This is a genomic window from Pseudomonas sp. Irchel 3E19 (assembly GCF_900187585.1).
Lineage (GTDB): Bacteria > Pseudomonadota > Gammaproteobacteria > Pseudomonadales > Pseudomonadaceae > Aquipseudomonas > Aquipseudomonas baetica.
In genome coordinates this window covers 69,752-94,915 of record NZ_FYDT01000019.1, presented here as the reverse complement: position 1 = coordinate 94,915, position 25,164 = coordinate 69,752, and the positions used below count along the sequence as shown (strand labels likewise).

Below are 25,164 nucleotides of genomic sequence, written 5' to 3'. Positions count from 1 at the left end.
GCCCCCGCAGTACTCAGGTGACCGCCCATGAATGACTTACAGCTCGATGGCATCAAAACCGACGAAAACGCCGCCATGGTGTTGTTGGTAGACGATCAGGCGATGATCGGCGAAGCCGTGCGCCGTGGGCTGTCGAATGAAGAGAACATCGACTTCCACTTCTGCTCCGACCCGCATCAGGCCATCGTGCAAGCGGTGCGGATCAAGCCGACGGTGATCCTGCAGGATCTGGTCATGCCTGGTCTCGACGGCCTGAGCCTGGTGCGTGAATACCGCAATCACCCGGCCACCAAGGACATTCCGATCATCGTCCTGTCGACCAAGGAAGACCCGCTGATCAAAAGCGCAGCGTTTTCCGCAGGCGCAAACGATTATCTGGTGAAGCTGCCGGACACCATCGAACTGGTGGCGCGCATCCGCTATCACTCGCGTTCCTACATGACCTTGCTGCAACGCGACGCCGCGTACCGTGCGCTGCGGGTCAGCCAGCAGCAGTTGCTCGACACCAACCTGGTGCTGCAACGCCTGATGAACTCCGATGGGCTGACAGGGCTGTCCAACCGCCGCCACTTTGACGAATACCTGGAGCTGGAATGGCGCCGTTCGCTACGTGATCAGAGTCAGTTGTCGTTGTTGATGATCGACGTCGATTACTTCAAGTCCTACAACGACAGCTTCGGCCATGTCGAAGGCGATGAAGCACTGCGCAAGGTCGCCACGGCGATTCGCGACGCCAGCGCCCGCCCGTCGGACCTGCCTGCGCGTTACGGGGGAGAGGAGTTTGCCCTGGTGCTGCCGAACACCTCGCCGGGCGGCGCGCGGCTGGTGGCGGAAAAGCTGCGCCAGACGGTGGCGGCGCTGAAGATTCCACACAATACGCCCGGTGAGGGCGCGAGCCTGACAATCAGCATCGGCTTGGCGACCATGGTGCCCGAGTCGGGGAGCGATTGCCGGTTGCTGATTTCGGCGGCGGATCGCGGGTTGTACCTGGCCAAGAACAATGGCCGCAACCAAGTAGGTATTGAATAGGTTCACAATCCGCTGTGGGAGCGGGCTTGCTCGCGAAAGCGGCCTGACATTCGACGTTGATGTCGCCTGACCCGACGCCTTCGCGAGCAAGCCCGCTCCCACTGGGGATCTGTATCGGAACATGTCAAGTGATTCGCCCCAATAGCCGCCAGACGGGCTGCCGTGACAGCTTGATTACGTTATACTCGCCGGCTTTCAAAAGTTCGCCAACGAGTGCTGCCCGTCATGGAAATCAACCCGATCCTGAACACCATCAAGGACCTGTCCGAGCGCTCCGAAACTATTCGGGGGTATCTTTGACTACGATCAAAAGCATGAGCGTCTGACCGAGGTCAATCGCGAGCTTGAAGATCCGAGTGTCTGGAACAAACCTGAATACGCCCAAGAGTTGGGCCGCGAGCGCGCTGCGCTGGCGCAGATCGTCGATACCCTCGACGAACTGAACGGCGGTCTGGCCGATTGCCGTGACCTGCTGGACATGGCCGTCGAAGAAAACGACGAAGGCGCAGTGGGCGATGTCGTCGCCGAGCTGGCCCGTCTCGAGGAAAACCTCGCCAAGCTTGAATTCCGTCGTATGTTCAGCCACGAGATGGACCCGAACAACGCCTACCTGGACATCCAGGCCGGTTCCGGCGGCACCGAAGCCCAGGACTGGGCCAACATCCTGCTGCGCATGTACCTGCGCTGGGCTGACAAACGCGGTTTCGACGCGACCATCATGGAGCTGTCGGCCGGTGAAGTCGCCGGTATCAAAGGTGCGACCGTGCACATCAAGGGCGAATACGCCTTTGGCTGGCTGCGCACCGAGATCGGCGTGCATCGTCTGGTGCGCAAGAGTCCGTTCGACTCCGGCAACCGTCGCCACACCTCGTTCTCCGCGGTTTTCGTCTCGCCAGAGATCGATGACAAGGTGGAAATCGAAATCAACCCGGCAGACCTGCGGATCGACACCTACCGTTCCTCCGGTGCCGGTGGTCAGCACGTAAACACCACCGACTCGGCCGTACGTATTACTCACGTACCGACCAATACCGTGGTCAGCTGCCAGAACGAACGTTCCCAGCACGCCAACAAAGACACCGCCATGAAAATGCTGCGGGCCAAGTTGTACGAGCAGGAAATGCAGAAACGCAACGCCGCGTCCCAGGCGCTGGAAGACACCAAGTCCGATATCGGCTGGGGTCACCAGATCCGCTCGTACGTTCTCGATGCTTCGCGCATCAAGGACCTGCGGACCAACATCGAACGCAGTGACTGCGACAAGGTGCTCGATGGCGACATCGACGAATACCTCGAAGCCAGCCTGAAATCGGGGCTGTAAAAGACGCAATACAGGATCGGCTGATTCAACGCGATCCCTGTAGGAGCCAGCCTGCTGGCGATCCCCGGGCTGCAAGGCCCGGGGGCAACGAACCTGATGGAATATCTAAAGACATGAGCGACCAACAACTCGATCCGCAAGCCCTGCAACAGGAAGAAAACTCCCTGATCGCCCTGCGCAAGGAAAAACTTGCTGCCGAGCGCGCCAAGGGCAACGCCTTCCCGAATGACTTCCGCCGCGAAAACTACTGCGAAGAACTGCAGAAGCAATACGCGGACAAGACCAAGGAAGAGCTGGCAGAGGCTGCAATCCCGGTCAAGGTTGCCGGTCGCATCATGCTCAACCGTGGCTCGTTCATGGTGATCCAGGACATGACCGGTCGCATTCAGGTCTACGTCAACCGTAAAACCCTGTCGGAAGAAACCCTGGCCGCGGTGAAAACCTGGGACATGGGCGACATCATTGCTGCCGTTGGCACTTTGGCCCGTTCCGGCAAGGGTGACCTGTACGTCGAGATGACCGAAGTGCGCCTGCTGACCAAGTCGCTGCGCCCGCTGCCGGACAAGCACCACGGCCTGACCGACACCGAACAGCGCTACCGTCAGCGCTACGTTGACCTGATCGTCAACGAAGAAGTACGCCAGACGTTCCGCGTGCGTTCGCAAGTGATCGCGCACATCCGCAGCTTCCTGATGAAGCGCGACTTCCTCGAAGTCGAAACGCCGATGCTGCAGACCATTCCTGGCGGCGCCGCGGCCAAGCCGTTCGAAACCCACCACAACGCGCTGGACATGGAAATGTTCCTGCGTATCGCACCAGAGCTGTACCTCAAGCGTCTGGTGGTGGGCGGCTTCGAGAAAGTCTTCGAGATCAACCGAAACTTCCGTAACGAAGGCGTTTCGACTCGTCACAACCCTGAATTCACCATGTTGGAGTTCTACCAGGCCTACGCCGACTACGAAGACAACATGGACCTGACCGAAGAACTGTTCCGTGAACTGGCGCAGTTGGTGCTGGGCAGCACCGACGTGCCGTACGGCGACAAGGTGTTCCACTTCGGCGAGCCGTTTGTACGTCTGTCGGTGTTCGACTCGATCCTCAAGTACAACCCTGAGCTGACTGCCGATGACCTGAACGACATCGACAAGGCGCGCGCCATCGCCAAGAAGGCCGGCGCCAAGGTGCTGGGCTTCGAAGGTCTGGGCAAGCTGCAAGTGATGATTTTCGAAGAACTGGTCGAGCACAAGCTGGAACAGCCGCACTTCATTACCCAGTACCCGTTCGAAGTGTCGCCGCTGGCCCGTCGTAACGACGACAACCCGAACGTCACCGACCGTTTCGAGCTGTTCATCGGCGGCCGTGAAATCGCTAACGCCTACTCCGAGTTGAACGACGCGGAAGACCAGGCCGAACGCTTCATGGCGCAGGTGGCCGACAAGGACGCCGGCGACGACGAAGCCATGCACTACGACGCCGACTTCGTTCGCGCGCTGGAGTACGGCATGCCGCCAACGGCCGGTGAGGGCATCGGCATCGACCGTCTGGTGATGTTGCTGACCAACTCGCCGTCGATTCGCGATGTGATCCTGTTCCCGCACATGCGACCGCAAGCGTAAACGTTTCAGTTAAAAAGCCGCCTAAAACAGGCGGCTTTTTATTGCCCGTCTGGTACAAATGTATCAATTGGTTAATTTTGAAATAGCAGAGGAAGTCCTGTCGTGATCGGTGCAATAGCTCAAGAAGGTGCAGCGGGTATCGCCACTGCGGTCGCTGAAAGTGTTCAGTACCAGGGTCGCAAGGCCAGCCGACAGGGCAGTGAGCAGCGTCGGCAGGACATTCTCGACGCGGCGATGAGGATTGTCGTGCGCGACGGCGTGCGTGCGGTGCGCCACCGTGCAGTGGCGGCCGAGGCCGGTGTGCCGCTCTCCGCCACCACCTATTACTTCAAGGATATCGATGACCTGCTCACCGATACCTTCGCCCAATACGTCGAACGCAGTGCGGCCTACATGGCAAAACTGTGGAACAACAACGAAGGCCTGCTGCGCGAGATGGTCGTCAGTGGCGATGGCAGCCCGGAGTCGCGCTCGCAACTGGCCGACGATATTGCCCGGTTGATGGCCGACTACGTGCATCGGCAACTGGTCAACCGACGCGAGCATTTGATGGCCGAACAGGCGTTCCGTCAGGAAGCGTTGCTCAACCCGGGTCTGGCCATTCTGGTGCGCTCCCATCAGCAGATTCTCTTGCAGGGCACTTGCCAGTTGTTCCAGGTATTGGGCTCGCGTGAACCGCAGCAAGATGCCAAGGTGTTGACGGCGATTATCGGGCGGATGGAATATCAGGGCCTGCTCAACGACGCCGAGCCTTTGGCCGAAGAGGACATGCTCGGCATTCTGACGCGGTATATGCATTTGGTGCTGGCGTCGGTGTAATCCACTGTTGCTTCACCCTGTGGGAGCGAGCCTGCTCGCGAATGCGTTCTGCCATTCAACATCTCTGTTGCCTGACACACCGCTTTCGCGAGCAGGCTCGCTCCCACAGGGTAATGTGGCGATGTTCAGGGCCGTGTGTTCATAGGGAGTGTTGAATGAAAGCCTGGCGTGGCGTGCTGATCGCCTTGTCGTTCCTGTTGCTCAGTGGCTGTCTGGTGACTTTCAAGGAGCCGCTGGCCAGCATTGACGCGGCGCCCAAGGGCCTGCTCGGCAAGTGGTCGAGCATCAATGCCTGGGGCGAGCCGATGAACCTTGAGCTGACGCGCGTCGGCAACGAGCGCTATCAGGCTGTCACCTGGTTCAAGGCCAAACCCCGCGAGCGCGAGGCTTATCCCTTCACCGTGTCTCGCCATGGCAATCGCTGGTATCTGTCGGCAAAAGTGCCGGCGCGGTTCGGTGGCCACTACACCATCGCCGGGTTTGAACTCACCGACAAACACGAACTGGTGGTGTACAACCTCGATCTCGAGCAGATCAATCAGGCGATCCACCAGAAAGCCCTCGACGGTCAATCCTTCCAGACCGACGATGGCGACGGCGTGCTGGTCGACAGCCGTCTCGACAAGGTCTTTGCTTACCTCGACGATCCGGCCAATTCCGATGTGTTCGTCGAAGCGGTGCGCTATCAGCGCCAGGCCGGCGCCAAATAATTCAGTACGTGATGTTTTCTACAGGAGTTTCGGGTGGACGATTACCAGCAGACGATACGCATGTTGTCCGATCGCATTGTGCTGGCGCAGACGCCGATCCGTGTGCTTGATGCGGTCAAGTGGGACGAGAACATCCGTAAAGGCTTTCTCAAGGCCAAGGGCAAGGAAATGCCGGCGGTAGATCGCGACTACTACCTCAATCGGCCGCTGTCATTCGATTCGAGCAAGGTCAAACTGGAATTTCAGAACATCGAGCGCGACATCACCCGCCAGCTCGGCCAGTTCAACCCGGTCGGGCAGATCATGCGGCGCATGTGCAAGGAATACCGCATGGTGGTGCGCATGCTCGAAGCGCGCGGCACCGAGGATTTTGGCCTGATCTCGCAGGAACTGTATGGCGCCGCGTCCGATGCATTTCACGCCGGTGACCCGACCCTGGCCGACCTCGGCCTGATGATGTCCGACTACCTGAACAATATCGATGGCCGTGGCGACCTGAAGGACGAACCGAAAATCCTCACTGCCAAGGACGCCGTCCATCTGCTGCAAACGCGGTTGAACAAGGTGTTTGGCGAGGCCGAGGAAACCATCCGCGTGTTCGAGTCCGACGGTATCGTTGCCGACGCAGCGGCCGGTGCCGATTACATCAAGATCCGCACCGATGCGCTGTTCAACGACCGCGATGTGCGCGCGCTGGAGGTCCACGAAGGCCTGGTCCACGTCGGCACCACGCTCAATGGTTTGAACCAGCCGATCTGCACCTTCCTGTCCAAAGGCCCGCCCTCCTCGACAGTGACTCAGGAAGGCCTGGCGATTCTGATGGAAATCATCACTTTCGCTTCTTATCCGAGTCGCTTACGCAAACTGACCAACCGCACCCGTGCCATTCACATGGTCGAGGAGGGCGCGGACTTCTTGCAGGTGTTCGAGTTCTTCCGCGAACAGGGCTTCGAAATGGCGGAAAGCTACGGCAACGCCAGCCGGGTTTTCCGTGGTTCGACGCCGACCGGTCTGCCATTCACCAAAGACTTGTCCTACCTCAAGGGCTTTATCATGGTTTACAACTACATTCAGTTGGCCGTGCGTAAGGGCAAGCTTGAGCAGATCCCATTGTTGTTCTGCGGCAAGACCACGCTGGAAGACATGCGCACGTTGCGCCAGTTGGTCGACGAAGGGCTGGTGGTGCCGCCGAAGTACCTGCCGGAGCAGTTCCGCGACCTGAACGCGTTGTCGGCGTGGATGTGCTTCTCCAACTTCCTCAACCATTTGAGCCTGGACCGGATCGAAGCGGATTACTCCAATATCCTCTAGGCGATGAGTCGCCCCTGTGGGAGCGAGCCTGCTCGCGAATGCGATTTCACATTCAACATTAATGTTGGCTGACACACCGCTTTCGCGAGCAGGCTCGCTCCCACAGTTTGATTTGTGTTTAGCCCCCTATTTCTGCGAGGTTTCACCGGATGAGAATCCTCGGCATCTTTTGCTTGCTCCTGACCCTTGGCGGTTGCAGCTCACTGTTGTTCTATCCCGAACCGGGCCAGATCTTCACCCCTGAAAAAGCCAAACTCGAATATCGCACCGTGACGCTGGTCACGGCCGATGGCTTGAAGCTCAACGCCTGGTGGCTGCCGGCTAAACCCGGCGCCGAGGTTAAGGGCACCGTCCTGCATCTGCACGGCAACGGCGGCAATCTGCCGATGCACCTCGGTGGCAGTTGGTGGTTGCCGAAAAACGGCTATCAAGTGCTGCTGGTGGACTATCGCGGTTATGGCTTGTCCGAGGGCGAGCCGAGTTTGCCGGCAATCTATCAGGACATCGACGCCGCGTTCGCCTGGCTGGACAGGGCGCCGGAGGCCAAAGGCAAGCCGCTGATTGTGCTCGGTCAGAGTCTCGGTGGTTCGATGGCCGTGCATTGGCTGGTGCAGCACCCTGAGCGGCAGAAGCAGCTCAAGGCGTTGGTGCTCGACGGTGTGCCTGCCAGTTACCGTGGCGTCGGCCAGTATGCCCTGAGCACGTCGTGGCTGACCTGGCCACTCCAGGTGCCGCTGTCGTGGCTGGTGCCGGATGGCGACAGCGCGATCAATTCGATGCCGCAACTCAGCGGCGTGCCGAAACTGATTTTCCACAGCATCGACGATCCTCTGGTGCCGGTTGCCAATGGCATCCGTCTGTATCAGGCCGCACCGCCTCCGCGCGTGCTGCAGTTGACTCGTGGCGGCCACGTGCAGACCTTCGGCGACCCGGTGTGGCGGCAGGTCATGCTGCGCTACCTAGACGATCCCGAGCACTTCAACGGCCTGCGCCGCCTCGGCGAAATCCCCAACTACCCGCAAACCCCGAATTCTGAAGATGAGAGTCCGCAATGAGTGAAGAACGTAACGCCATCCCGCTGATCATCACCGGTATCTGTAGCATCCTCGGCACGGTCGGGGCCCTGTGGTACTACGGCTATCTGCATTTCGCCAAGCCTGAGGATGCGTTGCTGCTGAACGAATTCACCATGCTCAAGACCGTGCCGGGTGAGGACTACAAGATCTCGTTACAGCCTGCACCGCAAGTGGCGCAGTGCATCGATGGCGTGCTGGTGCTGTTTGATACCGAACAGAAAGGGCTGACCGGTGTGCTGATCAACGCGCAGAAAAAAGCCGTGCGCTGCATGGGCGAGGAGACGCCGCAAAAACTCGAGCAGTAACTCGATCAAACTGTGGGAGCGAGCCTGCTCGCGAATACGGATTCACCGTCAGCATGGATGTTGACTGACACACCGCTTTCGCGAGCAGGCGCTCCCACAGGGGGATTGTGATCGTGCATGAAAAAGCCCCGCCTGACTGAGTCAGGCGGGGCTTTTGCGTGACTGCCTACAGCTTAGTTCGAGCTTACCGCCGAACGTGGCATCACTGGCTGGTTGTCGTTGGAAATGGTCACTTCCACACGACGGTTCATCGCACGGCCGGAGACGCTGCCGTTATCGGCAACCGGGTATTCCTTGCCGTAACCCTGAACCACGATGCGCGCAGGATCTACGCCCATTTTGATCAGTGCTACCTGTACCGACGTCGCACGACGCTCGGACAGCGACTGGTTGTAGTTCGCCGCGCCAGTGCTGTCGGTATAGCCTTCGACGATCACTTTGCGATCAGGGTTTTCCTGAAGGAACTGCGCCAGTTTGTTGATGTTCACCAAACCGCTGGATTTCAGATCAGCCTTGTTGGTGGCGAACAGCACGTCACCGAAGGTCACCAGCGTACCGCGATCGGTCTGCTTGGCGTTGAGGCTGTCCTGCAGCTGTTTGATCTGTTGATCGCGAGCCTCCAGGCGGGCCTGAGCGCGTTGGGCGGCGGCGTTCTTCAGATTGTTTTCAGCGGTGCGCAGGGCGATGGTCTGCTTGGCCACTTCCACGCGCTGGTTGGTCAGGTAGGCCAGTTGGTCAACCTTGGCCGCGTCTTGCTTGTCCATGTAGGCCTTGTCGGCCTTGTCCAGGTAATCGCTGGCGTCTTTGGTTTCCAGGGCCGCGACTTTGCTCGCCTGCGGGTTGGCTTGCAGGCCGGCGTAGTTGGTGCGGGCCTGTTCCAGGTTCGGGTTAGGCGGGGTAGAGCAGGCAGCCAGGGCAACGCTTGCGGCCAGAAGAGCAGGGATCATCAGTTGCTTACGCATAATTTATCGTCCTTTCAATCAATAAAAGTTTCAGCCTTGCGGTCGGGGTGCGCGCTTACTTCACTGGGCGCTGACTTTCCTGACGCAGTTCCTGAACACCTTTCTGGGAATCCTTCACAGCCAGTTCAGCCTTGGCTGCCTGAGCCTTGCGTTCCGCTACACGAGCGTCCCATTCGGCTTGCTCGGACAGGCGACGGGCATCGTCATACTTTTTGTCGTGCATGGCGATTTCGGCTTGTTTGAGTTTGTCCTGCGCTTGCTTCATTTCAACGGCAGCGAACTCGGTACCACCGGCGCTGACCGCGCTGTTGACCGCAGACTGGGTCACGGCGTACTGCTCGGTCGGTGGGTTACCGGCGCAGCCGGCCAGTACGAAGCTGGTGCCGATTGCCAGGGCGGCCAGTTTCAGACCGCGCAGGTGGGTAAACGAGGTTTGGTTTTTCATGGTCTTCAACTCCATTAGGCATCTCCTGAAAACAACTAAATCCATCCTGGTCGAGGAGCCGTAAGCGTCGTATGAAAGCGCGTTTTTGAAACGCTCGTTCCAGGCGTGGTTACAGCTTCCGACCGGAGGGGTTTTTCAAAAGTTCAGAAAAGATGGCCTATCGCCAAAAAAAACTTTGACCGAATGGACAAGGGCTCTAGAGCGGGAACTTTGGCGTCGCACAGAGGTACGCGCGAGGTAAAAAGGGTGCGGTTTTCGAAGTTGAATACGGTCAATGTGGGAGCGGGCTTGCTCGCGAATACGCTGTATCAGTCGACCTTGATAGCGACTGACACAGTGCCTTCGCGAGCAAGCCCGCTCCACAGTTTGATCTGCTTTGTGTCAGTGTTTCTGCTTGCCTTCAGCAGACGACAATTCATGCAAATGCTGCCGCGAGAGGGCGAGAAACCGCGGTGTCGGCCCGACATCTTCGTAAAGGGGATCGCCTTCCTCGTCGGTGGCCACCACGGTCGAACCCTTCACATACGGCAGGCTCGCCTCGAACTCTTCAAGTGCGGCGCCGATCAGTTCGCCGAGCAGTTCTTCGGCATGCCGTTTGGGGTACATTTCGGCAATCGCCGCCAGGCGCGCAGCGGCCTCGACGTCCAGGTGAATCGTGTAGCCAGTGTCGGTCAGGCGACCCTTGGCGTTTTCTTCCCAATGTTGAGCGAGTTCACGGATTTTCATGATGACCTCATTTCGCACCTGCTTGTGGCAGGTCTGGGTGAGTGTCCGGCGACGCCGGCGGCAAGCCTTCATGCGGCTTACTGTTGAGACTAGCTTTCGGCTACAAGGTTTAAAGTCCCTTCGTCGCCTGCTTGTAAGAAGCGCCGTAGAGCGGCACTCTCTAGGTCATGCACTCGTTTCTAAGCCGCCCGGATGAACGCTGGAGAACTGCTGATGACCGATATTGATGCACGCTTGCGCGAGGATGTTCACCTGCTCGGAGAGCTGTTGGGCAATACCATTCGAGACCAGTACGGCGAAGGGTTTCTCGACAAGATCGAGCAGATTCGCAAGGGCGCCAAGGCCGATCGCCGCGGCTCGATGGACGCCGAACTGAGCGCCAGCCTCAATCAGTTGAGCGAAGACGAATTGCTCCCCGTGGCGCGCGCGTTCAACCAGTTTCTGAATCTGGCGAACATCGCCGAGCAGTATCAATTGATCCATCGTCGCGAAGAGTCGCAGCCCGCGCCGTTCGAATCCCGCGTGTTGCCTGAACTGCTGGCGCGCCTGCGTAACGAAGGGCACAGCGCCGAGTCGCTGGCCCGGCAACTGGCACGGCTGGAAATCGAACTGGTACTGACCGCGCACCCGACCGAAGTGGCGCGCCGCACGCTGATCCAGAAGTACGACGCGATCGCCGCGCAACTCGCGGCGCAAGATCATCGCGACCTGACCAGCGCCGAGCGCGAACAGATCCAGAACACCCTGCAACGGCTGATCGCCGAAGCCTGGCACACCGAAGAAATCCGCCGCACCCGCCCGACCCCGGTCGACGAGGCGAAGTGGGGCTTTGCGGTGATCGAACATTCGTTGTGGCAGGCGATTCCCAACCATATGCGCAAGGCCGATCAGGCGCTGCATGCGGCGACCGGCCTGCGTTTGCCGCTGGAAGCCGCGCCGATTCGCTTCGCCTCATGGATGGGCGGCGACCGTGACGGCAACCCCAATGTCACCGCCGCCGTGACCCGTGAAGTGTTGCTGCTGGCGCGTTGGATGGCCGCCGATCTGTACCTGCGCGATGTCGATCATCTGGCTGCCGAACTGTCGATGCAGCAAGCCAGCGAGGCACTCAAAGCCAAGGCGGGCGACAGCGCCGAGCCCTATCGCGCAGTGCTCAAGCAACTGCGTGAACGTCTGCGTGCCACCCGCAACTGGGCGCATGCCTCACTGACCGCCACCACCCCGGCCCCCGCCGATGTACTCGTCAATAATCGCGATCTGCTCGATCCGCTGGAGCTGTGTTTCAACTCGCTGCACGAGTGCGGCATGGGCGTGATCGCTGACGGGCCCTTGCTCGACTGCCTGCGCCGTGCCGTTACATTCGGGCTGTTCCTGGTTCGTCTCGATGTGCGTCAGGACTCTTCGCGACACAGCGCGGCGATGACGGAAATCACCGACTATCTGGGCCTCGGGCGCTATGAAGACTGGGATGAAGAGGCGCGGATTGCTTTCCTGACCCGCGAACTGGCTAACCGTCGGCCGTTGTTACCGGCGCATTTCAAGCCGTCCGCCGACACCGCCGAAGTGCTCAACACCTGCAAGGAAATCGCCGCCGCACCGGGGGCATCGCTGGGTTCCTACGTGATCTCCATGGCCGGCGCGGCTTCCGACGTGCTGGCCGTGCAACTACTGCTTAAAGAGTCGGGCGTGCTGCGGCCGATGCGCGTGGTGCCGCTGTTCGAAACCCTCGCCGACCTCGACAACGCCGGCCCGGTGATCGAGCGCCTGTTGCTCCTGCCGGGTTACCGCGCGCGGCTGCAAGGCCCGCAGGAAGTGATGATCGGCTACTCGGACTCGGCCAAGGACGCCGGCACCACTGCGGCGGCGTGGGCGCAATATCGAGCACAGGAACGCTTGGTGGAAATCTGCCGCGAGCAGCAAGTCGAACTGCTACTGTTCCACGGTCGCGGTGGCACTGTGGGCCGAGGCGGTGGTCCAGCCCACGCGGCGATTCTGTCGCAGCCGCCGGGATCGGTGGCCGGACGTTTCCGCACCACCGAGCAGGGGGAAATGATTCGTTTCAAATTCGGCCTGCCGGACATCGCCGAGCAGAATCTCAACCTGTACCTGGCCGCTGTGCTGGAGGCGACGTTGCTGCCACCGCCGCCACCCACCCCCGAATGGCGTCATCTGATGGACGAATTGGCGGCTGACGGTGTCAGCGCTTACCGCCAGGTGGTGCGGGAAAATCCGCAATTCGTCGAGTATTTCCGCCAGTCCACGCCGGAGCAGGAATTGGGCCGCTTGCCACTCGGCAGCCGTCCGGCCAAACGCCGAGCTGGCGGGATCGAAAGCCTGCGGGCGATTCCGTGGATCTTCGGCTGGACGCAAACCCGGCTGATGTTGCCGGCGTGGCTCGGCTGGGAATCGGCGCTGAGCAAGGCGCTGGAGCGTGGCGAGGGCGAGTTGCTGGGGCAGATGCGCGAGCAGTGGCCGTTCTTCCGCACGCGTATCGACATGCTGGAAATGGTCCTGGCCAAGGCTGACGCCGATATCGCTTTGTCTTACGACGAGCGATTGGTCGAGCCAGAGCTGCTGCCGTTGGGCGCGCACTTACGCGACCTATTGTCGCAGGCGTGCTCGGTGGTGCTTGGTCTGACCGGTCAGTCTCAGCTGTTGGCACATAGCCCGGACACGCTCGAATTCATCCGTCTGCGCAACACTTACCTTGATCCGCTTCATCTATTGCAAGCTGAACTGCTGGCCCGTTCGCGACAGCAGAATGTTGAGCAGGGTAGCCCGGTGGAGCAGGCGCTGCTGGTGTCTGTGGCGGGGATTGCCGCCGGTTTGCGAAATACCGGCTAACGTTTTTGACGCAACGCCAGGCACCCGGAGCAAACCTCGGGTGCCGCCTCGCGTTCACGGGAAAAGTGCCGCCAGGCGACAGTTAATGATGGGGTTGCGACTTGGGTCACCGCGTCGCAAGGTCGCGGTTGGCGGCGGTTTCTCCGACTTTTGGCGTCTTGTGTGGGCGCAGCCTGCTGTGTATCTTGATCAGCCTTTGGCCGTTTGTGCGGCCACGACCCGTATTTTTCAGGATTCGTCCCAAGCGGCGAATCCTTTGTTTTGTAAAAGCTTTTTATAAAAAAATTGAGGAGCACATCTAATGCGCGTCATTCTGCTGGGAGCTCCCGGGGCCGGTAAAGGTACTCAGGCTAAGTTCATCACCGAAAAATTCGGCATTCCGCAAATCTCCACCGGCGACATGCTGCGTGCAGCGGTCAAGGCTGGCACGCCACTGGGCGTTCAAGCCAAGAGCATCATGGATGCCGGCGGCCTGGTGTCGGATGATCTGATCATCGCGCTGGTTCAGGATCGTATCGCTCAACCTGACTGCGCCAACGGTTTCCTGTTCGACGGCTTCCCGCGCACCATTCCGCAGGCTGAAGCACTGGTGACTGCCGGTGTCGAGCTGGACGCCGTGGTCGAAATCGCCGTTGAAGACGAAGAAATCGTTCAGCGCATCGCCGGTCGTCGTGTTCACGAAGCCAGCGGCCGCGTTTACCACGTTGTCTACAACCCGCCGAAACTGGCCGGTAAAGACGACATCACCGGTGAAGAACTGGTACAGCGCAAAGACGACACTGAAGAAACCGTGCGTCATCGCCTGTCGGTTTACCACTCGCAGACCAAGCCACTGGTGGATTTCTACCAGAAGTTGTCCGCTGCCAACGGCAAGCCGAAGTACAGCCACATTCCGGGTGTCGGTTCGGTAGAAGCAATCACCGCCAAGGTGCTTGAAGCGCTGAGCTGAAAAAGCTGATTCGCTGCATCATCCACGGCCCGCTTGCGGGCCGTAGTTGTTTATACTGACGCACCTTTTTTCCCCACCTGTTTTGGAAACATCGATGAGCACCTTGCTGGCCCTGGACACCGCGACTGAAGCTTGCTCCGTTGCCTTGCTGCATGACGGCAAGGTCACGAGCCATTACGAGGTGATCCCGCGCCTGCACGCGCAAAAGCTGCTGCCGATGATCCAGCAACTGCTGGCCGACGCCGGCACCACGCTGCAAGCGGTGGATGCCATTGCGTTCGGTCGCGGGCCGGGTGCGTTTACCGGGGTGCGGATTGCCATCGGCGTGGTGCAGGGGCTGGCGTTCGCGCTGGACCGTCCGGTATTGCCGGTGTCCAACCTTGCGGTGCTGGCGCAGCGTGCGTTTCGTGAGCATGGCGTGAGCCAGGTTGCCGCGGCCATCGATGCGCGCATGGATGAAGTGTATTGGGGCTGCTACCGCGAGACGGCGGGGGAGATGCGTCTGGTCGGTGCTGAAGCGGTGTTGCCGCCGGAAGTCGCGGCACTGCCGGACGATGCCAGCGGCGACTGGTTCGGTGCCGGCACGGGCTGGGGTTATGGCGAGCGCATCGCGGTCAAGCTGAGCGGTTCCGATGCCGGCATGCTGCCCCACGCCGAAGACCTGCTGACGTTGGCGCGCTTTGCCTGGGAGCGTGGTGAGGCGATCCCGGCCGATGATGCTCAGCCGGTTTACCTGCGCGACAAAGTGGCCACCCCCAAAGCCCGCTGATTCACCACACAACCTGTGGGAGCGAGCCTGCTCGCGAAGCGTCGTGTCAGCCTACATTGATGTTGAATGTGCTGACCTCTTCGCGAGCAGGCTCGCTCCCACAGGTTCGGTGTTTACATTCCAACATTGCCAATCGTCAGTTTCTAACCCCGCGTTTTAAACCTTTTGCTCTTTATGTGTTCTAGTTATCACTCGGCAGTTTGCTAAGTCGGTCAAGTGCCGCTAAATTGCCATCATTGATACCGAGCATGACTTTATGCGTATAGACGGCGTTTCCACTCAGTCCTACCCCATCAAGCGCAAGCCTCGCAAAGGCAATCCGGCGCTGGACGAATCCGTCGAGGATATCGACGGCGAGCTGGAATTCCCGACCGAAGCGCAACTGGCCGCCCGTGCTGCCAAAGCCTCCGCACAACGCCTGAGCAATCTGCCTGCCCGTCAGCAAGACATGATTTATCACCGCGCGATGAAAAAAAGCGTAGCCATGGCCCTGGCCAGCTACCTGAGCACCGCCGGTTTTGTCGATTGGGATGCCGACGTGCTGGGCCTCGATCTGTACATCTGATGGATCTGCCTTACTACCTCGGTTGCCCGTCATGGAGCGAAAACGCCTGGCGCGAGTATCTGTATCCGGTAGACGCAAAAACTTCTGATTTCCTCGGCCACTACTGCCAGGTGTTCAACGCCGTGGAAGGCAACACGACCTTCTATGCCAGCCCATCGCCCGCCACCGTGCAGCGTTGGGCCGAGATCATGCCTGCGCACTTTCGCTTCACAGCCAAATTCCCCGGCGATATCAGCCACAGCGGTGATCTGCGCGAGCAACTGACTGCTGCCGAAACCTTCCTGCAATTACTCAAGCCCCTTGGTGAGCGTGTCGCGCCGCTGTGGCTGCAACTGTCGAAAAGCTTCACGCCGCATCGGCTGCCGGAGCTGACGGCGTTCATCGATGCGCTGGACTGCCCGCTGGCGGTGGAAGTGCGGCATGAGCAGTTCTTCGCCAAGGGCGAGAGTGAGCGTCTGCTTAATCGTTTGCTGCTTGATCGTGGTGTTGAACGTATCTGCCTCGACCCGCGTGCGCTGTTCAGTTGCCTGTCGACCGAGTCCTCGGTGATCCACGCGCAATCGAAAAAGCCCCGGGTGCCGACACGTCCAGCGGCGTTCACACAGTTTCCGCAGGTGCGCTTCATCGGCCATCCAGAACTTGAAGCCAACGACCCGTTTCTGGTGCCATGGGTGGCGAAGATCGCCGAGTGGATCGAAGAGGGCCGCACGCCGTATATCTTCCTGCACACCGCCGACAACCTGCTGGCGGCGAAGCTGGCGCAACGTTTTCACGCACAACTGATGCAACGTTTGCCTGGCCTGCCACCTCTGCCTGAGCTATACAGAGAACCCGCCGCGGAGCAACTTGGTCTGCTCTGAGGCGAACTCGTTTTCCTGCCCCGGAGCCGCCGATGGATGCTCAAGCCCGTACAGAACAAGTCCGTAAAGCCCAAGCCTTCAAGGCCTTGCATGAGCGTCCGGGGATTTTCGTCATGCCCAATCCATGGGATGCCGGCTCGGCGAAGATGCTCGCCAGTCTCGGCTATCAGGCGTTGGCCACGACCAGTGCCGGTTATGCGTTTTCCCAAGGCAAAGCCGATGGTGCCTTGAGCCTTGAAGACACCTTGGCCAATGTCCGGGCAATTGTTGCGGCGACGGATTTGCCGGTGGCGGTTGACCTGGAGAACGGTTTTGCCGACGACCCGGTCGAGTGCGCAAAAAGTTTGCTGTATGCAGCCGAGGCGGGCGCAGTGGGCGGTTCGATCGAGGACGCCACGGGCCGTGCGGACGCGCCGATCTATTGCTTCGAACACGCCGTCGCGCGCATCGAAGCCGCCGTGGCCGCAGTGCGCACGCTGCCATTTCCCTTCCTCCTGACCGCCCGTGCGGAGAACTACCTACACGGCAATCCCGACCTCAACGACACCATCCGCCGTTTGCAGGCCTTCGCAGAGGCGGGCGCCGACGTCTTGTATGCGCCGGGTTTGCGCAGCGCCGAAGAAGTCTTGGCCGTGGTGCGCGCGGTAGCGCCGAAACCGGTGAACGTGTTGATGTCCGGCGGTTTGAAACTGACTGTGCAGCAACTCGAAGAAATGGGCGTGCGGCGGATCAGCACCGGTTCTGCTTTGGCGCTGGCGGCGTTCGGTGAGTTCTTCCGTGCGGCAGAAGAAATCCAGAATTGCGGCACCTTCGGCTTCACCTCGCAGTCGATGCCGTACGCCAAGGCCAACCAGTTTTTCAAGGGCTGAATATGGGGCGTTGGATATTCTGGCTGGTGCTGCTGATGATTGGCGGCGCTGCGGTCAGTGTCTGGCGCGGTTGGCTGGACGTGCCGCCGCAGTGGAATCCGTGGGCGCCGCTGGATGTGAAAGCCACGCCCAACTGGCTGACCGGTTACAAGCTGATGCGTTTGCGCGGCGACCCGGAACTTTGCGCGCAGGCGCTTGGTAGCTCGGCTTTGCGCGTTGCGCGGCAAGCCGACAGCCCTGACGCCAAGTGCCCGTTGATCGGCGCCTTGCGCGTTCAGGGCGGTGAGGTGGCGCTGAGCAGCAGTTTCCTCGCCAGTTGTCCGCTGGCGGTGGCCTATGCGATGTTTGAACACCACACGCTGCAACCCGCCGCTCAATCCGTTTACGGGCAAAAGGTCGCGCGGGTTGATCACCTCGGCAGCTTCGCCTGCCGCAATATCTACAATCGCGAAAGCGGTGCGCTAAGCCGCCATGCCAGTGCCGATGCGTTGGATATTGCCGGGTTCCGGCTGGCGGACGGCCGAACCATCAGCGTGCTCAAGGACTGGCCGAAGCAAAATCAGGACGCGCAGTTTCTGCGCAAGGTGCGCGATGGTGCCTGCGAGGCGTTCAGTGTGGTGTTGAGCCCGGATTACAACGCCGCCCATCGCAATCACTTTCATGTCGATGTCGGGCGCTGGAGCGTGTGTCGCTGAGGATCAGGCGGCGATGCGCAGGTTCTGCAGAACGATCGGACGTGCCCAACCGTTATCAAAGTCCAACGCTTTCTGCTGCTCGACGATTTCTTCCGGCGGGAACGGCGGGTAAGGCTTCTGCATCAGGTCGAGGTCGAACTCGGCAATCGGCAGATACAGCGGTTTCTTCTGCGGGGCCGGGCCAGGCTCTGGAACGGGCTGACCATTGTTGATCACCACCGGACGCACCCAACTGCTGTCGAAATCCTGTTGCTTTTGCTGAGCTTTCAGTTCTTCTGGCGGGAATGGCGGGAATGGTTTGTCCAGCAAGTCCATTTCGAATTCGGCGATCGGCAGGAACAGCGGCTCCGGCGGACGCACTTCGGTTTCGACCACATCGCACTCGCGCTGGCTGATGATGTGCGCGTGCAGTTCGCTGCCAACGGTCGGCTCTTCAGGGCTGCTCAGGTCAACCGGAGGAAACTTGCCACACGCAGGCACCACTTCACTCGTCTGTTCGGCCAGCGCCTGGGCAAAGAAATCCTGCCACAGGTGACTGACGCCGCTCAGTGCTTGAGTATTTTGACGGCTGAAATCGCCATGGGGCGAGATGTAGCCAATCGATGTGGGAAGAATGCCTGACATTTTTTTCGGTTGCCGCTCAGCTCTGGCAAAATGCGCGTTGATTGTTTTATCGGCCACTTTTTGCCGATCCTTAACTTTTTTGAGCGTGTTTTCATGATTGAGCAACCCGCGGCCTGCCGCATCCATGTCGAAGCTCTCGGCCCGACGTTTGAAGCGCAAGCCGAGCAGTGGGCCGAACGCCTGGGCTTGCCGCTGCAAGTGGCCGACGGCGAGTTCGCCTTGCAGGTCGGCGAGCAGGGTCTGCAGCTTCAGCAACTGGGCCCGGACGCACCGGGGCCGGTGCGCGTCGACTTTGTCGAGGGTGGCGCGGCGCATCGTCGGTTGTACGGCGGTGGTAGCGGGCAGATGATCGCCAAGGCGGTCGGCATCGCTCAGGGCGTGCGCCCGCGCGTGCTGGATGCCACAGCAGGGCTGGGTAAGGATGCGTTTGTGCTGGCGAGTCTGGGTTGCGAGATGAGCCTGATTGAGCGCCAGCCACTGATCGGTGCGTTGCTGGAGGACGGTCTGGCGCGGGCGGCGGAAGATTTTGATGTGGCGCCGATTGTGGCGCGGATGAAGTTGCTCAAAGGCAACTCCATCGAAGTCATGCAGAACTGGGAAGGTGAGCCGCCGCAGGTGATTTATCTCGATCCGATGTTCCCGCATCGCGAGAAAACGGCGTTGGTGAAGAAGGAAATGCGCCTGTTCCGCCCGTTGGTTGGCGATGATCCGGATGCCCCGGCGCTGCTGGAAGCCGCTTTGGCTTTGGCGACGCACCGGGTGGTGGTCAAGCGCCCGCGCAAGGCGCCGTGCATTGACGGGCCGAAGCCCAGTCATGCGCTGGATGGCAAATCGAGCCGCTATGACATCTACCCGAAGAAAGCGCTCAAGCCCTGAGATTGAGTCGCCGCATTCGCGAGCAGGCTCGCTCCCACCTTGGAATGCATTTCAACTGTGGGAGCGAGCCTGCTCGCGAAAGCGTCCGTCCAAGCGACGCAAGGCTGTCAGGGTCGATAGGCGCGCATAAACAACGCTACAACTTCCTGCACATGGCTTTCCGCTGCCTCTTCTGTCAACGGCTCCCCACAGCCATACAACAAACGAAAATTCCCCGCGCCCTTGATCAGGCAAAAGAAATGCTCGGCCGCATTACGCGGCTGGTCGATGCTCAGCACGCCGGTGTCATGGATCTGCGTCAACAACCGCTCCATGCCTTGCACCATGCGCTGCGGGCCTGCTTCGAAGAAGATCAGCGACAGTTTCGGATCCTGACTGCCCAGCGCCATGATCAAACGGTGCAGATTCACCGACTCATCGCTGTTGATCAGGTGATGAAAGCCTCGGGCAATGTTCAGCAACACATTTTCCACGGCAATCCCTTGGGGCAATTCGAAGAACAGCGGCGGTAATTGTTCTTCGCATTTGGCCACCACGGCGGCGGAGAACAGCGTCTCCTTGTCGTTGAAATGGCTGTAAACCGTCAGCTTCGACACGCCAGCTTCGGCGGCCACCGCGTCCATGCTGGTGTTGGCATAGCCGTGACTCAGAAACAGAATTTTCGCCGCTTCGAGGATGGCTTGGCGCTTGGCCAGATCCTTGGGGCGGCCCGGACCGTTTGGAGCTGAAAGATTGTTCGACATTCTTCGCTTTTAATACTGGACTGGTGAGTTTGCTATTAATAACATACCCGCCAGTATAATTATTCCAAGCACCATTAGCGAAAGGTCCGTCACCATGTTCCGCCATGCGTTGTCCCTCGCGTTGCCAGTGAGTCTGGCGTTCCTTTTGTCAGCGTGTGGTCAGGAAGAGGCGACGCAAGTCACCGTGCGACCGGCCATGGTGGTGCAGCCAGAGCCTTCGGCGCAGGCAATGGAAAGTTATCCGGGCGAGGTGCGTGCCCGCTACGAACCCGATCTGGCGTTCCGCATTGGCGGCAAAGTCAGCCGACGACTGGTCGATGAAGGTCAGCGCGTGAAGGCCGATCAGCCCCTTGCCGAACTCGATCCGCAGGACGTGCGCCTGCAACTGGAGGCCACCCGCGCGCAAGTCGCCGCCGCCGAAGCCAATCTGAACCTGGTGCGTGCCGAGCGCGACCGCTACAAAACCCTGATGGATCGGCAGATGGTCAGCCGCTCGGCCTACGACAACGCCGAAAACCTCTTCCGCTCCGGCGAAGCACGCCTCAAGCAAATCAAAGCAGAATTCAACGTATCGACCAATCAGGCCAGCTACGCGGTGCTGCGTGCGCCGCAGGACGGCGTGGTGGCCAGGCGTGCGGTGGAAGTCGGGCAAGTGGTCGCTGCCGGGCAAACAGTGTTCACCCTCGCCACCGATGGCGAGCGTGAAGTGCTGATCAGCCTGCCGGAGCAGAGCTTCGGCCGCTTCAAGGTTGGTCAGCCGGTGACCGTCGAACTCTGGGCTCAGCAGAACCAGCGCTTCGCCGGACAGATTCGTGAGTTGTCGCCGGCGGCCGATCCGAAATCCCGTACTTTCGCCGCACGCATTTCCTTCACCAGCGGCAAAGTCCCGGCAGAACTTGGCCAGAGTGCCCGGGTGTTCGTGCAATCGGTCGATGCCGCGCCGCTGTCGGTGCCGCTTTCGGCGCTGACCGCGGAAAACGTCGCGACCTACGTCTGGGTCGTCAACACCGACAACACCCTGAAGAAGACCCCCGTGCGCGTGGGCCCGTTCGGCGAGAAAACCGTGCCGGTGCTCGAAGGCTTGAAAGCCAGTGATTGGGTGGTCGCCGCCGGTGTGCACGTGTTGCTCGAAGGACAGCAGGTGCGTCCGGTGGATCGCTCCAATCGTGTCGTCAATCTGGCGAACAAGGAGTAAGCCCCGATGCGCTTCAACCTTTCCGAATGGGCGCTGCGTAATCGCCAGATCGTACTGTTCCTGATGCTTTTGCTGGCCATCGTCGGTGCGTTGTCCTACACCAAACTCGGTCAGAGTGAAGACCCGCCGTTCACCTTCAAAGCCATGGTGATCCAGACCCGCTGGCCGGGCGCGACGGCGCAGGAAGTCTCGCGTCAGGTCACCGAACGCATCGAGAAGAAACTCATGGAGACCGGCGAATACGAACGCATCGTTTCGTTTTCCCGCCCCGGTGAATCCCAGGTCACCTTTATTGCCCGTGACTCGATGCACTCCAACCAGATCCCCGACCTCTGGTATCAGGTGCGCAAGAAGGTCAGCGACATCCGCCAGACCTTGCCGCCGGGGATTCAGGGGCCGTTCTTCAACGATGAATTCGGCACCACCTTCGGCAATATCTACGCGCTGACGGGCGATGGTTTCGACTACGCCGTGCTCAAGGATTACGCCGATCGCGTGCAGATTCAGCTGCAACGGGTCAAGGATGTCGGCAAGGTCGATCTGCTCGGGTTGCAGGACGAGAAGGTCTGGGTCGAACTGTCCAACGTCAAACTCGCCACTCTCGGTTTGCCATTGGCGGCGGTGCAACAGGCGCTGGAAGAACAGAACGCGGTGTCCACTGCCGGATTCTTCGAGACCGGCAGCGAGCGTCTGCAACTGCGGGTTTCGGGGAATTTTCAGACAGTCGACGAGATAAAAAACTTCCCGATCCGGGTCGGCGATCGCACGTTCCGCATCTCCGACGTCGCCGACGTGCGGCGTGGTTTCAACGATCCACCGGCGCCGCGCATGCGCTTCATGGGCGAAGATGCGATCGGCTTGGCGGTTGCCATGAAGGACGGCGGTGACATTCTCGTGCTGGGTAAAGCGCTGGAAGGCGAGTTCTCGCGCATCCAGAAAAACCTCCCGGCCGGCATGCAGTTGCGCAAGGTTTCCGATCAACCGGCAGCAGTGAAAACCGGCGTGGGCGAGTTCGTCCAGGTGTTGGTTGAAGCACTGGCGATTGTGTTGCTGGTGAGCTTCTTCTCCCTCGGCGTGCGCACCGGCATGGTCGTCGCGCTGAGCATTCCGCTGGTGTTGGCGATGACCTTCGCCTGCATGTATTACCTCGGTATCGGCCTGCACAAAATCTCCCTCGGCGCGTTGGTGTTGGCGTTGGGTTTGCTGGTGGACGACGCGATCATCGCCGTGGAAATGATGGCGATCAAAATGGAGCAGGGCTTTGACCGCATCCGGGCGGCGAGCTACGCCTGGACCAGCACCGCGTTCCCGATGCTTACCGGTACGCTGATCACCGCCGCGGGTTTCCTGCCGATTGCCACGGCGCAGTCCGGCACGGGCGAATACACCCGTTCGATCTTCCAGGTGGTGACCATTGCGCTGCTCGCTTCGTGGGTCGCGGCGGTGATGTTCGTGCCGTATCTGGGGGAAAGGCTCCTGCCGGATCTGGCGAAAATTCATGCGGCCAAACACGGCACGAGTGATGGTCAACCGGACCCTTACGGCACACCGTTTTATCAGCGTGTTCGGCGTCTGGTGGAGTGGTGCGTGGTGCACCGTAAAACCGTGATTGTGCTGACCGTGGGGCTGTTTATCGCGTCGGTGATGCTGTTCCGTTTCGTGCCGCAGCAGTTTTTCCCGGCCTCGAATCGGCTGGAGCTGATGGTCGATCTGAAACTCGCCGAAGGGGCATCGCTGGCCAACACCACCGGTGAGGTCAAACGCCTTGAAGCTATGCTCAAGGATCACGCTGGCATCGACAACTACGTGGCGTATGTCGGCACCGGTTCGCCGCGTTTCTACCTGCCGCTGGATCAGCAGTTGCCAGCGGCGAGCTTTGCCCAGTTTGTGGTGTTGGCGAAGAACATCGAGGAGCGTGAAACGCTGCGCACCTGGTTGATCTCCACGCTGAACGAGCAGTTCCCGACGCTGCGTTCGCGGGTCACGCGTTTGGAAAACGGCCCGCCGGTTGGCTATCCGGTGCAGTTCCGCGTTACCGGTGAGCACATCGAAGAAGTCCGCGCTCTGGCCCGCAAGGTCGCGGCCAAGGTTCGCGAAAATCCGCATGTGGTCAATGTGCATCTGGACTGGGAAGAACCGAGCAAGGTCGTGTACCTGAACATCGATCAGGATCGCGCCCGGGCACTCGGGGTGAGCACCGCCAATCTGGCGAAATTCCTGCAGAGTTCGTTGACCGGGTCGAGCGTCAGTCAGTATCGCGAAGACAACGAATTGATCGAGATTCTGCTGCGCGGCACGGTGCATGAGCGTACCGAGTTGTCGTTGCTGCCGAGCCTGGCAGTGCCGACGGATAACGGTCGCAGCGTGGCGCTGTCGCAGGTTGCCACGCTCGAATATGGCTTTGAGGAAGGCATCATCTGGCACCGTAATCGTCTGCCCAACGTGACGGTGCGGGCAGACATTTATGGCAAGGAGCAGCCGGCGACGCTGGTGAAGCAGATTATGCCGACACTGGATTCGATTCGCGCTGAATTGCCGGGCGGGTATCTGCTGGATGTTGGTGGGACGGTGGAGGATTCGGAGCGTGGGCAGAAGTCGGTGAATGCCGGGGTGCCGATGTTCATCGTGGTGGTGCTGACGTTGCTGATGGTGCAGCTGCGCAGTTTTTCGCGCACGGCGATGGTGTTTTTGACGGCGCCGTTGGGGTTGATCGGGGTGGTGCTGTTTTTGATGGTGTTCCGGCAGCCGTTCGGCTTTGTGGCGATGTTGGGGACTATCGCGCTGTCCGGGATGATCATGCGTAATTCGGTGATTCTGGTGGATCAGATCGAGCAGGATATTGCCTCGGGACTCAGGCCTTGGCAGGCAATTATCGAGGCGACGGTACGGCGGTTTCGGCCGATTGTGTTGACGGCTCTGGCGGCGGTTCTGGCGATGATTCCGTTGTCGCGCAGTGTGTTTTTTGGGCCGATGGCGGTGGCGATCATGGGGGGGTTGATTGTCGCTACGGCGCTGACTCTGTTGTTTTTGCCGGCGTTGTATGCGGTCTGGTTCAGGGTTCGTCGGGAGGGTTGATCTTTGGTTTGACGTGGCGGCCTTCGGGCCGACCATGTTCTTGGGGTTTGGGTGAATATCCGTTTCTGCGGGTGTTGCCGCTGGCGTTTTCGCTCTTACAGCGAGTCCCTTTGGCAAACGCCCCAAAGGAACCAAAGGTCTGTGCCCTGACGTTCGGCCCACTCGCTGGGGCTCGGGGTTCCTTCGCTCCGGGATTGATCCGGGTGCATCGCCTCCGGTTTGCTTCGCTGCACCTCCTCTCGATGTGTTCGACTTCGTCGAACGGTCGCTGCGCTCCCACCCCCCGGATCAATCCCTCCGCTCAGCCTGCCGACGGGCTCTAAGATCAAAAGCCGCAGCCGAGCTTGCGCTCATCCTGTTGAGTGGTGAGGAGCAGAAGCGATCTGCTCTTGCTCTTCTGTGGGAGTGAGCCTGCTCGCGAAGGCGGCCTTACAGCCACCCAGTCTCTATCTGCTTACACCCAATCATAATTGTGGGAGCTGGCTTGCCAGCGAAGGCAGCCTGATATCCGACCTGTTGCTTGCAGATGTACGCAATCCAACTGTAGGAGCGAGCCTGCTCGCGAAGGCGGCCTGATAGCCACCCAGTCTCTATCTGCTTACACCCAATCAAAATTGTGGGAGCTGGCTTGCCAGCGATGGCGGCCTGATATCCGACCTGTTGCTTGCAGATGTACGCAATCCAACTGTAGGAGCGAGCCTGCTCGCGAAGGCGGCCTGATAGCCACCCAGTCTCTATCTGCTTACACCCAATCAAAATTGTGGGAGCTGGCTTGCCAGC

General features: G+C 60.0%; 23 protein-coding genes. 18 read left to right on the top strand and 5 right to left on the bottom strand.

Going from position 1 to position 25,164, the window contains the following annotated elements; translation table 11 throughout:
• Positions 1 to 27: 27 nt before the first annotated feature.
• The 8 genes from CKW18_RS14455 to CKW18_RS14420 all read left to right on the top strand — a co-directional run bounded on the left by CKW18_RS14455 (position 28) and on the right by CKW18_RS14420 (position 8,187).
• Entirely contained in the window at positions 28 to 1,029 is a 1,002-nt protein-coding gene (locus CKW18_RS14455; protein WP_095189408.1) for a PleD family two-component system response regulator, read from the top strand.
• Positions 1,030 to 1,254: 225 nt separating this feature from the next.
• Positions 1,255 to 2,350 (top strand): peptide chain release factor 2 gene (gene prfB / locus CKW18_RS14450; protein WP_099758102.1). Its coding sequence is split into 2 segments (ribosomal slippage): positions 1,255 to 1,326 and positions 1,328 to 2,350, totalling 1,095 coding nucleotides; the frame shifts between segments, so codons are not numbered across the junction.
• A gap of 113 nt (positions 2,351 to 2,463) precedes the next feature.
• On the top strand, positions 2,464 to 3,966 hold the full coding sequence (gene lysS, locus CKW18_RS14445) for a lysine--tRNA ligase (RefSeq protein WP_095189407.1): 1,503 nt from the start codon (positions 2,464 to 2,466) through the stop codon (positions 3,964 to 3,966).
• Positions 3,967 to 4,080: 114 nt separating this feature from the next.
• Positions 4,081 to 4,785 (top strand): TetR/AcrR family transcriptional regulator, encoded by a 705-nt coding sequence (locus CKW18_RS14440; RefSeq protein ID WP_170947257.1) that lies wholly within the window; start codon positions 4,081 to 4,083, stop codon positions 4,783 to 4,785.
• A 155-nt stretch (positions 4,786 to 4,940) separates the two neighbouring features.
• A complete protein-coding gene (locus CKW18_RS14435) occupies positions 4,941 to 5,495 on the top strand; it encodes a hypothetical protein (protein ID WP_095189406.1) in 555 nt (184 codons plus the stop codon).
• A gap of 60 nt (positions 5,496 to 5,555) precedes the next feature.
• The gene (locus tag CKW18_RS14430; RefSeq protein ID WP_170947256.1) at positions 5,556 to 6,806 is read left to right on the top strand and encodes a flavohemoglobin expression-modulating QEGLA motif protein; all 1,251 of its coding nucleotides are present in this window, start codon (positions 5,556 to 5,558) and stop codon (positions 6,804 to 6,806) included.
• A gap of 149 nt (positions 6,807 to 6,955) precedes the next feature.
• Positions 6,956 to 7,861 (top strand): alpha/beta hydrolase, encoded by a 906-nt coding sequence (locus tag CKW18_RS14425; protein WP_095189404.1) that lies wholly within the window; start codon positions 6,956 to 6,958, stop codon positions 7,859 to 7,861.
• A complete protein-coding gene (locus CKW18_RS14420) occupies positions 7,858 to 8,187 on the top strand; it encodes a hypothetical protein (RefSeq protein WP_095189403.1) in 330 nt (109 codons plus the stop codon). The genes CKW18_RS14425 and CKW18_RS14420 overlap by 4 nt, the downstream gene beginning before the upstream one ends.
• A gap of 173 nt (positions 8,188 to 8,360) precedes the next feature.
• Here CKW18_RS14420 and CKW18_RS14415 read toward each other — a convergent pair whose 3' ends face one another.
• The 3 genes from CKW18_RS14415 to CKW18_RS14405 all read right to left on the bottom strand — a co-directional run bounded on the left by CKW18_RS14415 (position 8,361) and on the right by CKW18_RS14405 (position 10,320).
• The gene (locus CKW18_RS14415; protein WP_095189402.1) at positions 8,361 to 9,149 is read right to left on the bottom strand and encodes an OmpA family protein; all 789 of its coding nucleotides are present in this window, start codon (positions 9,147 to 9,149) and stop codon (positions 8,361 to 8,363) included.
• Positions 9,150 to 9,204: 55 nt separating this feature from the next.
• Positions 9,205 to 9,609 (bottom strand): DUF4398 domain-containing protein, encoded by a 405-nt coding sequence (locus CKW18_RS14410; RefSeq protein WP_095189401.1) that lies wholly within the window; start codon positions 9,607 to 9,609, stop codon positions 9,205 to 9,207.
• Positions 9,610 to 9,975: 366 nt separating this feature from the next.
• Complete coding sequence (locus CKW18_RS14405) at positions 9,976 to 10,320, bottom strand: pilin assembly protein (protein WP_095189400.1); 345 nt, start codon at positions 10,318 to 10,320, stop codon at positions 9,976 to 9,978.
• 213 nt (positions 10,321 to 10,533) lie between these two features.
• Here CKW18_RS14405 and ppc point away from each other — a divergent pair, with 213 nt between their 5' ends.
• The 7 genes from ppc to CKW18_RS14370 all read left to right on the top strand — a co-directional run bounded on the left by ppc (position 10,534) and on the right by CKW18_RS14370 (position 17,871).
• The gene (gene ppc / locus CKW18_RS14400) at positions 10,534 to 13,164 is read left to right on the top strand and encodes a phosphoenolpyruvate carboxylase (protein WP_095189399.1); all 2,631 of its coding nucleotides are present in this window, start codon (positions 10,534 to 10,536) and stop codon (positions 13,162 to 13,164) included.
• A 301-nt stretch (positions 13,165 to 13,465) separates the two neighbouring features.
• A complete protein-coding gene (gene adk / locus CKW18_RS14395; protein ID WP_095189398.1) occupies positions 13,466 to 14,113 on the top strand; it encodes an adenylate kinase in 648 nt (215 codons plus the stop codon).
• Positions 14,114 to 14,207: 94 nt separating this feature from the next.
• A complete protein-coding gene (tsaB, locus tag CKW18_RS14390) occupies positions 14,208 to 14,882 on the top strand; it encodes a tRNA (adenosine(37)-N6)-threonylcarbamoyltransferase complex dimerization subunit type 1 TsaB (protein ID WP_095189397.1) in 675 nt (224 codons plus the stop codon).
• A 256-nt stretch (positions 14,883 to 15,138) separates the two neighbouring features.
• Positions 15,139 to 15,447, top strand: a complete 309-nt coding sequence (locus CKW18_RS14385) for a hypothetical protein (RefSeq protein WP_095189396.1) — start codon at positions 15,139 to 15,141, stop codon at positions 15,445 to 15,447.
• Entirely contained in the window at positions 15,447 to 16,307 is an 861-nt protein-coding gene (locus CKW18_RS14380; RefSeq protein ID WP_095189395.1) for a DUF72 domain-containing protein, read from the top strand. Before CKW18_RS14385 ends, CKW18_RS14380 begins: the two co-directional genes overlap by 1 nt.
• A gap of 32 nt (positions 16,308 to 16,339) precedes the next feature.
• Complete coding sequence (locus CKW18_RS14375) at positions 16,340 to 17,176, top strand: oxaloacetate decarboxylase (protein ID WP_095189394.1); 837 nt, start codon at positions 16,340 to 16,342, stop codon at positions 17,174 to 17,176.
• A 2-nt stretch (positions 17,177 to 17,178) separates the two neighbouring features.
• A complete protein-coding gene (locus CKW18_RS14370; RefSeq protein ID WP_095189393.1) occupies positions 17,179 to 17,871 on the top strand; it encodes an extensin family protein in 693 nt (230 codons plus the stop codon).
• A 3-nt stretch (positions 17,872 to 17,874) separates the two neighbouring features.
• Here CKW18_RS14370 and CKW18_RS14365 read toward each other — a convergent pair whose 3' ends face one another.
• Entirely contained in the window at positions 17,875 to 18,495 is a 621-nt protein-coding gene (locus CKW18_RS14365) for an energy transducer TonB (RefSeq protein ID WP_095189416.1), read from the bottom strand.
• A 93-nt stretch (positions 18,496 to 18,588) separates the two neighbouring features.
• On the opposite strand from CKW18_RS14365, the gene CKW18_RS14360 reads away from it, so the two are divergent.
• On the top strand, positions 18,589 to 19,371 hold the full coding sequence (locus tag CKW18_RS14360; RefSeq protein WP_095189392.1) for a class I SAM-dependent methyltransferase: 783 nt from the start codon (positions 18,589 to 18,591) through the stop codon (positions 19,369 to 19,371).
• Positions 19,372 to 19,478: 107 nt separating this feature from the next.
• Here CKW18_RS14360 and CKW18_RS14355 read toward each other — a convergent pair whose 3' ends face one another.
• Positions 19,479 to 20,114, bottom strand: a complete 636-nt coding sequence (locus CKW18_RS14355) for a TetR/AcrR family transcriptional regulator (RefSeq protein WP_095189391.1) — start codon at positions 20,112 to 20,114, stop codon at positions 19,479 to 19,481.
• Between the two features lie 94 nt (positions 20,115 to 20,208).
• Between CKW18_RS14355 and CKW18_RS14350 the strand changes: the two genes are divergently transcribed.
• Both CKW18_RS14350 and CKW18_RS14345 read left to right on the top strand, forming a co-directional pair.
• A complete protein-coding gene (locus tag CKW18_RS14350) occupies positions 20,209 to 21,309 on the top strand; it encodes an efflux RND transporter periplasmic adaptor subunit (RefSeq protein ID WP_095189390.1) in 1,101 nt (366 codons plus the stop codon).
• 6 nt (positions 21,310 to 21,315) lie between these two features.
• Positions 21,316 to 24,384: an efflux RND transporter permease subunit gene (locus CKW18_RS14345; RefSeq protein WP_095189389.1), complete on the top strand. Its 3,069-nt coding sequence runs from the start codon at positions 21,316 to 21,318 to the stop codon at positions 24,382 to 24,384.
• The last annotated feature ends 780 nt before the right edge of the window (positions 24,385 to 25,164 follow it).

What these genes read in the sequence shown, in the direction of transcription:
- ppc (WP_095189399.1), top strand. Translation starts at nt 10,534, where the DNA reads ATGACCGATATTGATGCACGCTTGCGCGAGGATGTTCACCTGCTCGGA.
- CKW18_RS14355 (WP_095189391.1), bottom strand. Translation starts at nt 20,114, where the DNA reads ATGTCGAACAATCTTTCAGCTCCAAACGGTCCGGGCCGCCCCAAGGAT.
- CKW18_RS14435 (WP_095189406.1), top strand. Translation starts at nt 4,941, where the DNA reads ATGAAAGCCTGGCGTGGCGTGCTGATCGCCTTGTCGTTCCTGTTGCTC.
- CKW18_RS14350 (WP_095189390.1), top strand. Translation starts at nt 20,209, where the DNA reads ATGTTCCGCCATGCGTTGTCCCTCGCGTTGCCAGTGAGTCTGGCGTTC.
- CKW18_RS14415 (WP_095189402.1), bottom strand. Translation starts at nt 9,149, where the DNA reads ATGCGTAAGCAACTGATGATCCCTGCTCTTCTGGCCGCAAGCGTTGCC.
- CKW18_RS14345 (WP_095189389.1), top strand. Translation starts at nt 21,316, where the DNA reads ATGCGCTTCAACCTTTCCGAATGGGCGCTGCGTAATCGCCAGATCGTA.
- CKW18_RS14385 (WP_095189396.1), top strand. Translation starts at nt 15,139, where the DNA reads ATGCGTATAGACGGCGTTTCCACTCAGTCCTACCCCATCAAGCGCAAG.
- CKW18_RS14455 (WP_095189408.1), top strand. Translation starts at nt 28, where the DNA reads ATGAATGACTTACAGCTCGATGGCATCAAAACCGACGAAAACGCCGCC.
- CKW18_RS14420 (WP_095189403.1), top strand. Translation starts at nt 7,858, where the DNA reads ATGAGTGAAGAACGTAACGCCATCCCGCTGATCATCACCGGTATCTGT.
- CKW18_RS14360 (WP_095189392.1), top strand. Translation starts at nt 18,589, where the DNA reads ATGATTGAGCAACCCGCGGCCTGCCGCATCCATGTCGAAGCTCTCGGC.
- CKW18_RS14380 (WP_095189395.1), top strand. Translation starts at nt 15,447, where the DNA reads ATGGATCTGCCTTACTACCTCGGTTGCCCGTCATGGAGCGAAAACGCC.
- CKW18_RS14405 (WP_095189400.1), bottom strand. Translation starts at nt 10,320, where the DNA reads ATGAAAATCCGTGAACTCGCTCAACATTGGGAAGAAAACGCCAAGGGT.
- CKW18_RS14365 (WP_095189416.1), bottom strand. Translation starts at nt 18,495, where the DNA reads ATGTCAGGCATTCTTCCCACATCGATTGGCTACATCTCGCCCCATGGC.
- CKW18_RS14425 (WP_095189404.1), top strand. Translation starts at nt 6,956, where the DNA reads ATGAGAATCCTCGGCATCTTTTGCTTGCTCCTGACCCTTGGCGGTTGC.
- CKW18_RS14410 (WP_095189401.1), bottom strand. Translation starts at nt 9,609, where the DNA reads ATGGAGTTGAAGACCATGAAAAACCAAACCTCGTTTACCCACCTGCGC.
- tsaB (WP_095189397.1), top strand. Translation starts at nt 14,208, where the DNA reads ATGAGCACCTTGCTGGCCCTGGACACCGCGACTGAAGCTTGCTCCGTT.
- CKW18_RS14375 (WP_095189394.1), top strand. Translation starts at nt 16,340, where the DNA reads ATGGATGCTCAAGCCCGTACAGAACAAGTCCGTAAAGCCCAAGCCTTC.
- lysS (WP_095189407.1), top strand. Translation starts at nt 2,464, where the DNA reads ATGAGCGACCAACAACTCGATCCGCAAGCCCTGCAACAGGAAGAAAAC.
- CKW18_RS14430 (WP_170947256.1), top strand. Translation starts at nt 5,556, where the DNA reads ATGTTGTCCGATCGCATTGTGCTGGCGCAGACGCCGATCCGTGTGCTT.
- adk (WP_095189398.1), top strand. Translation starts at nt 13,466, where the DNA reads ATGCGCGTCATTCTGCTGGGAGCTCCCGGGGCCGGTAAAGGTACTCAG.
- CKW18_RS14370 (WP_095189393.1), top strand. Translation starts at nt 17,179, where the DNA reads ATGGGGCGTTGGATATTCTGGCTGGTGCTGCTGATGATTGGCGGCGCT.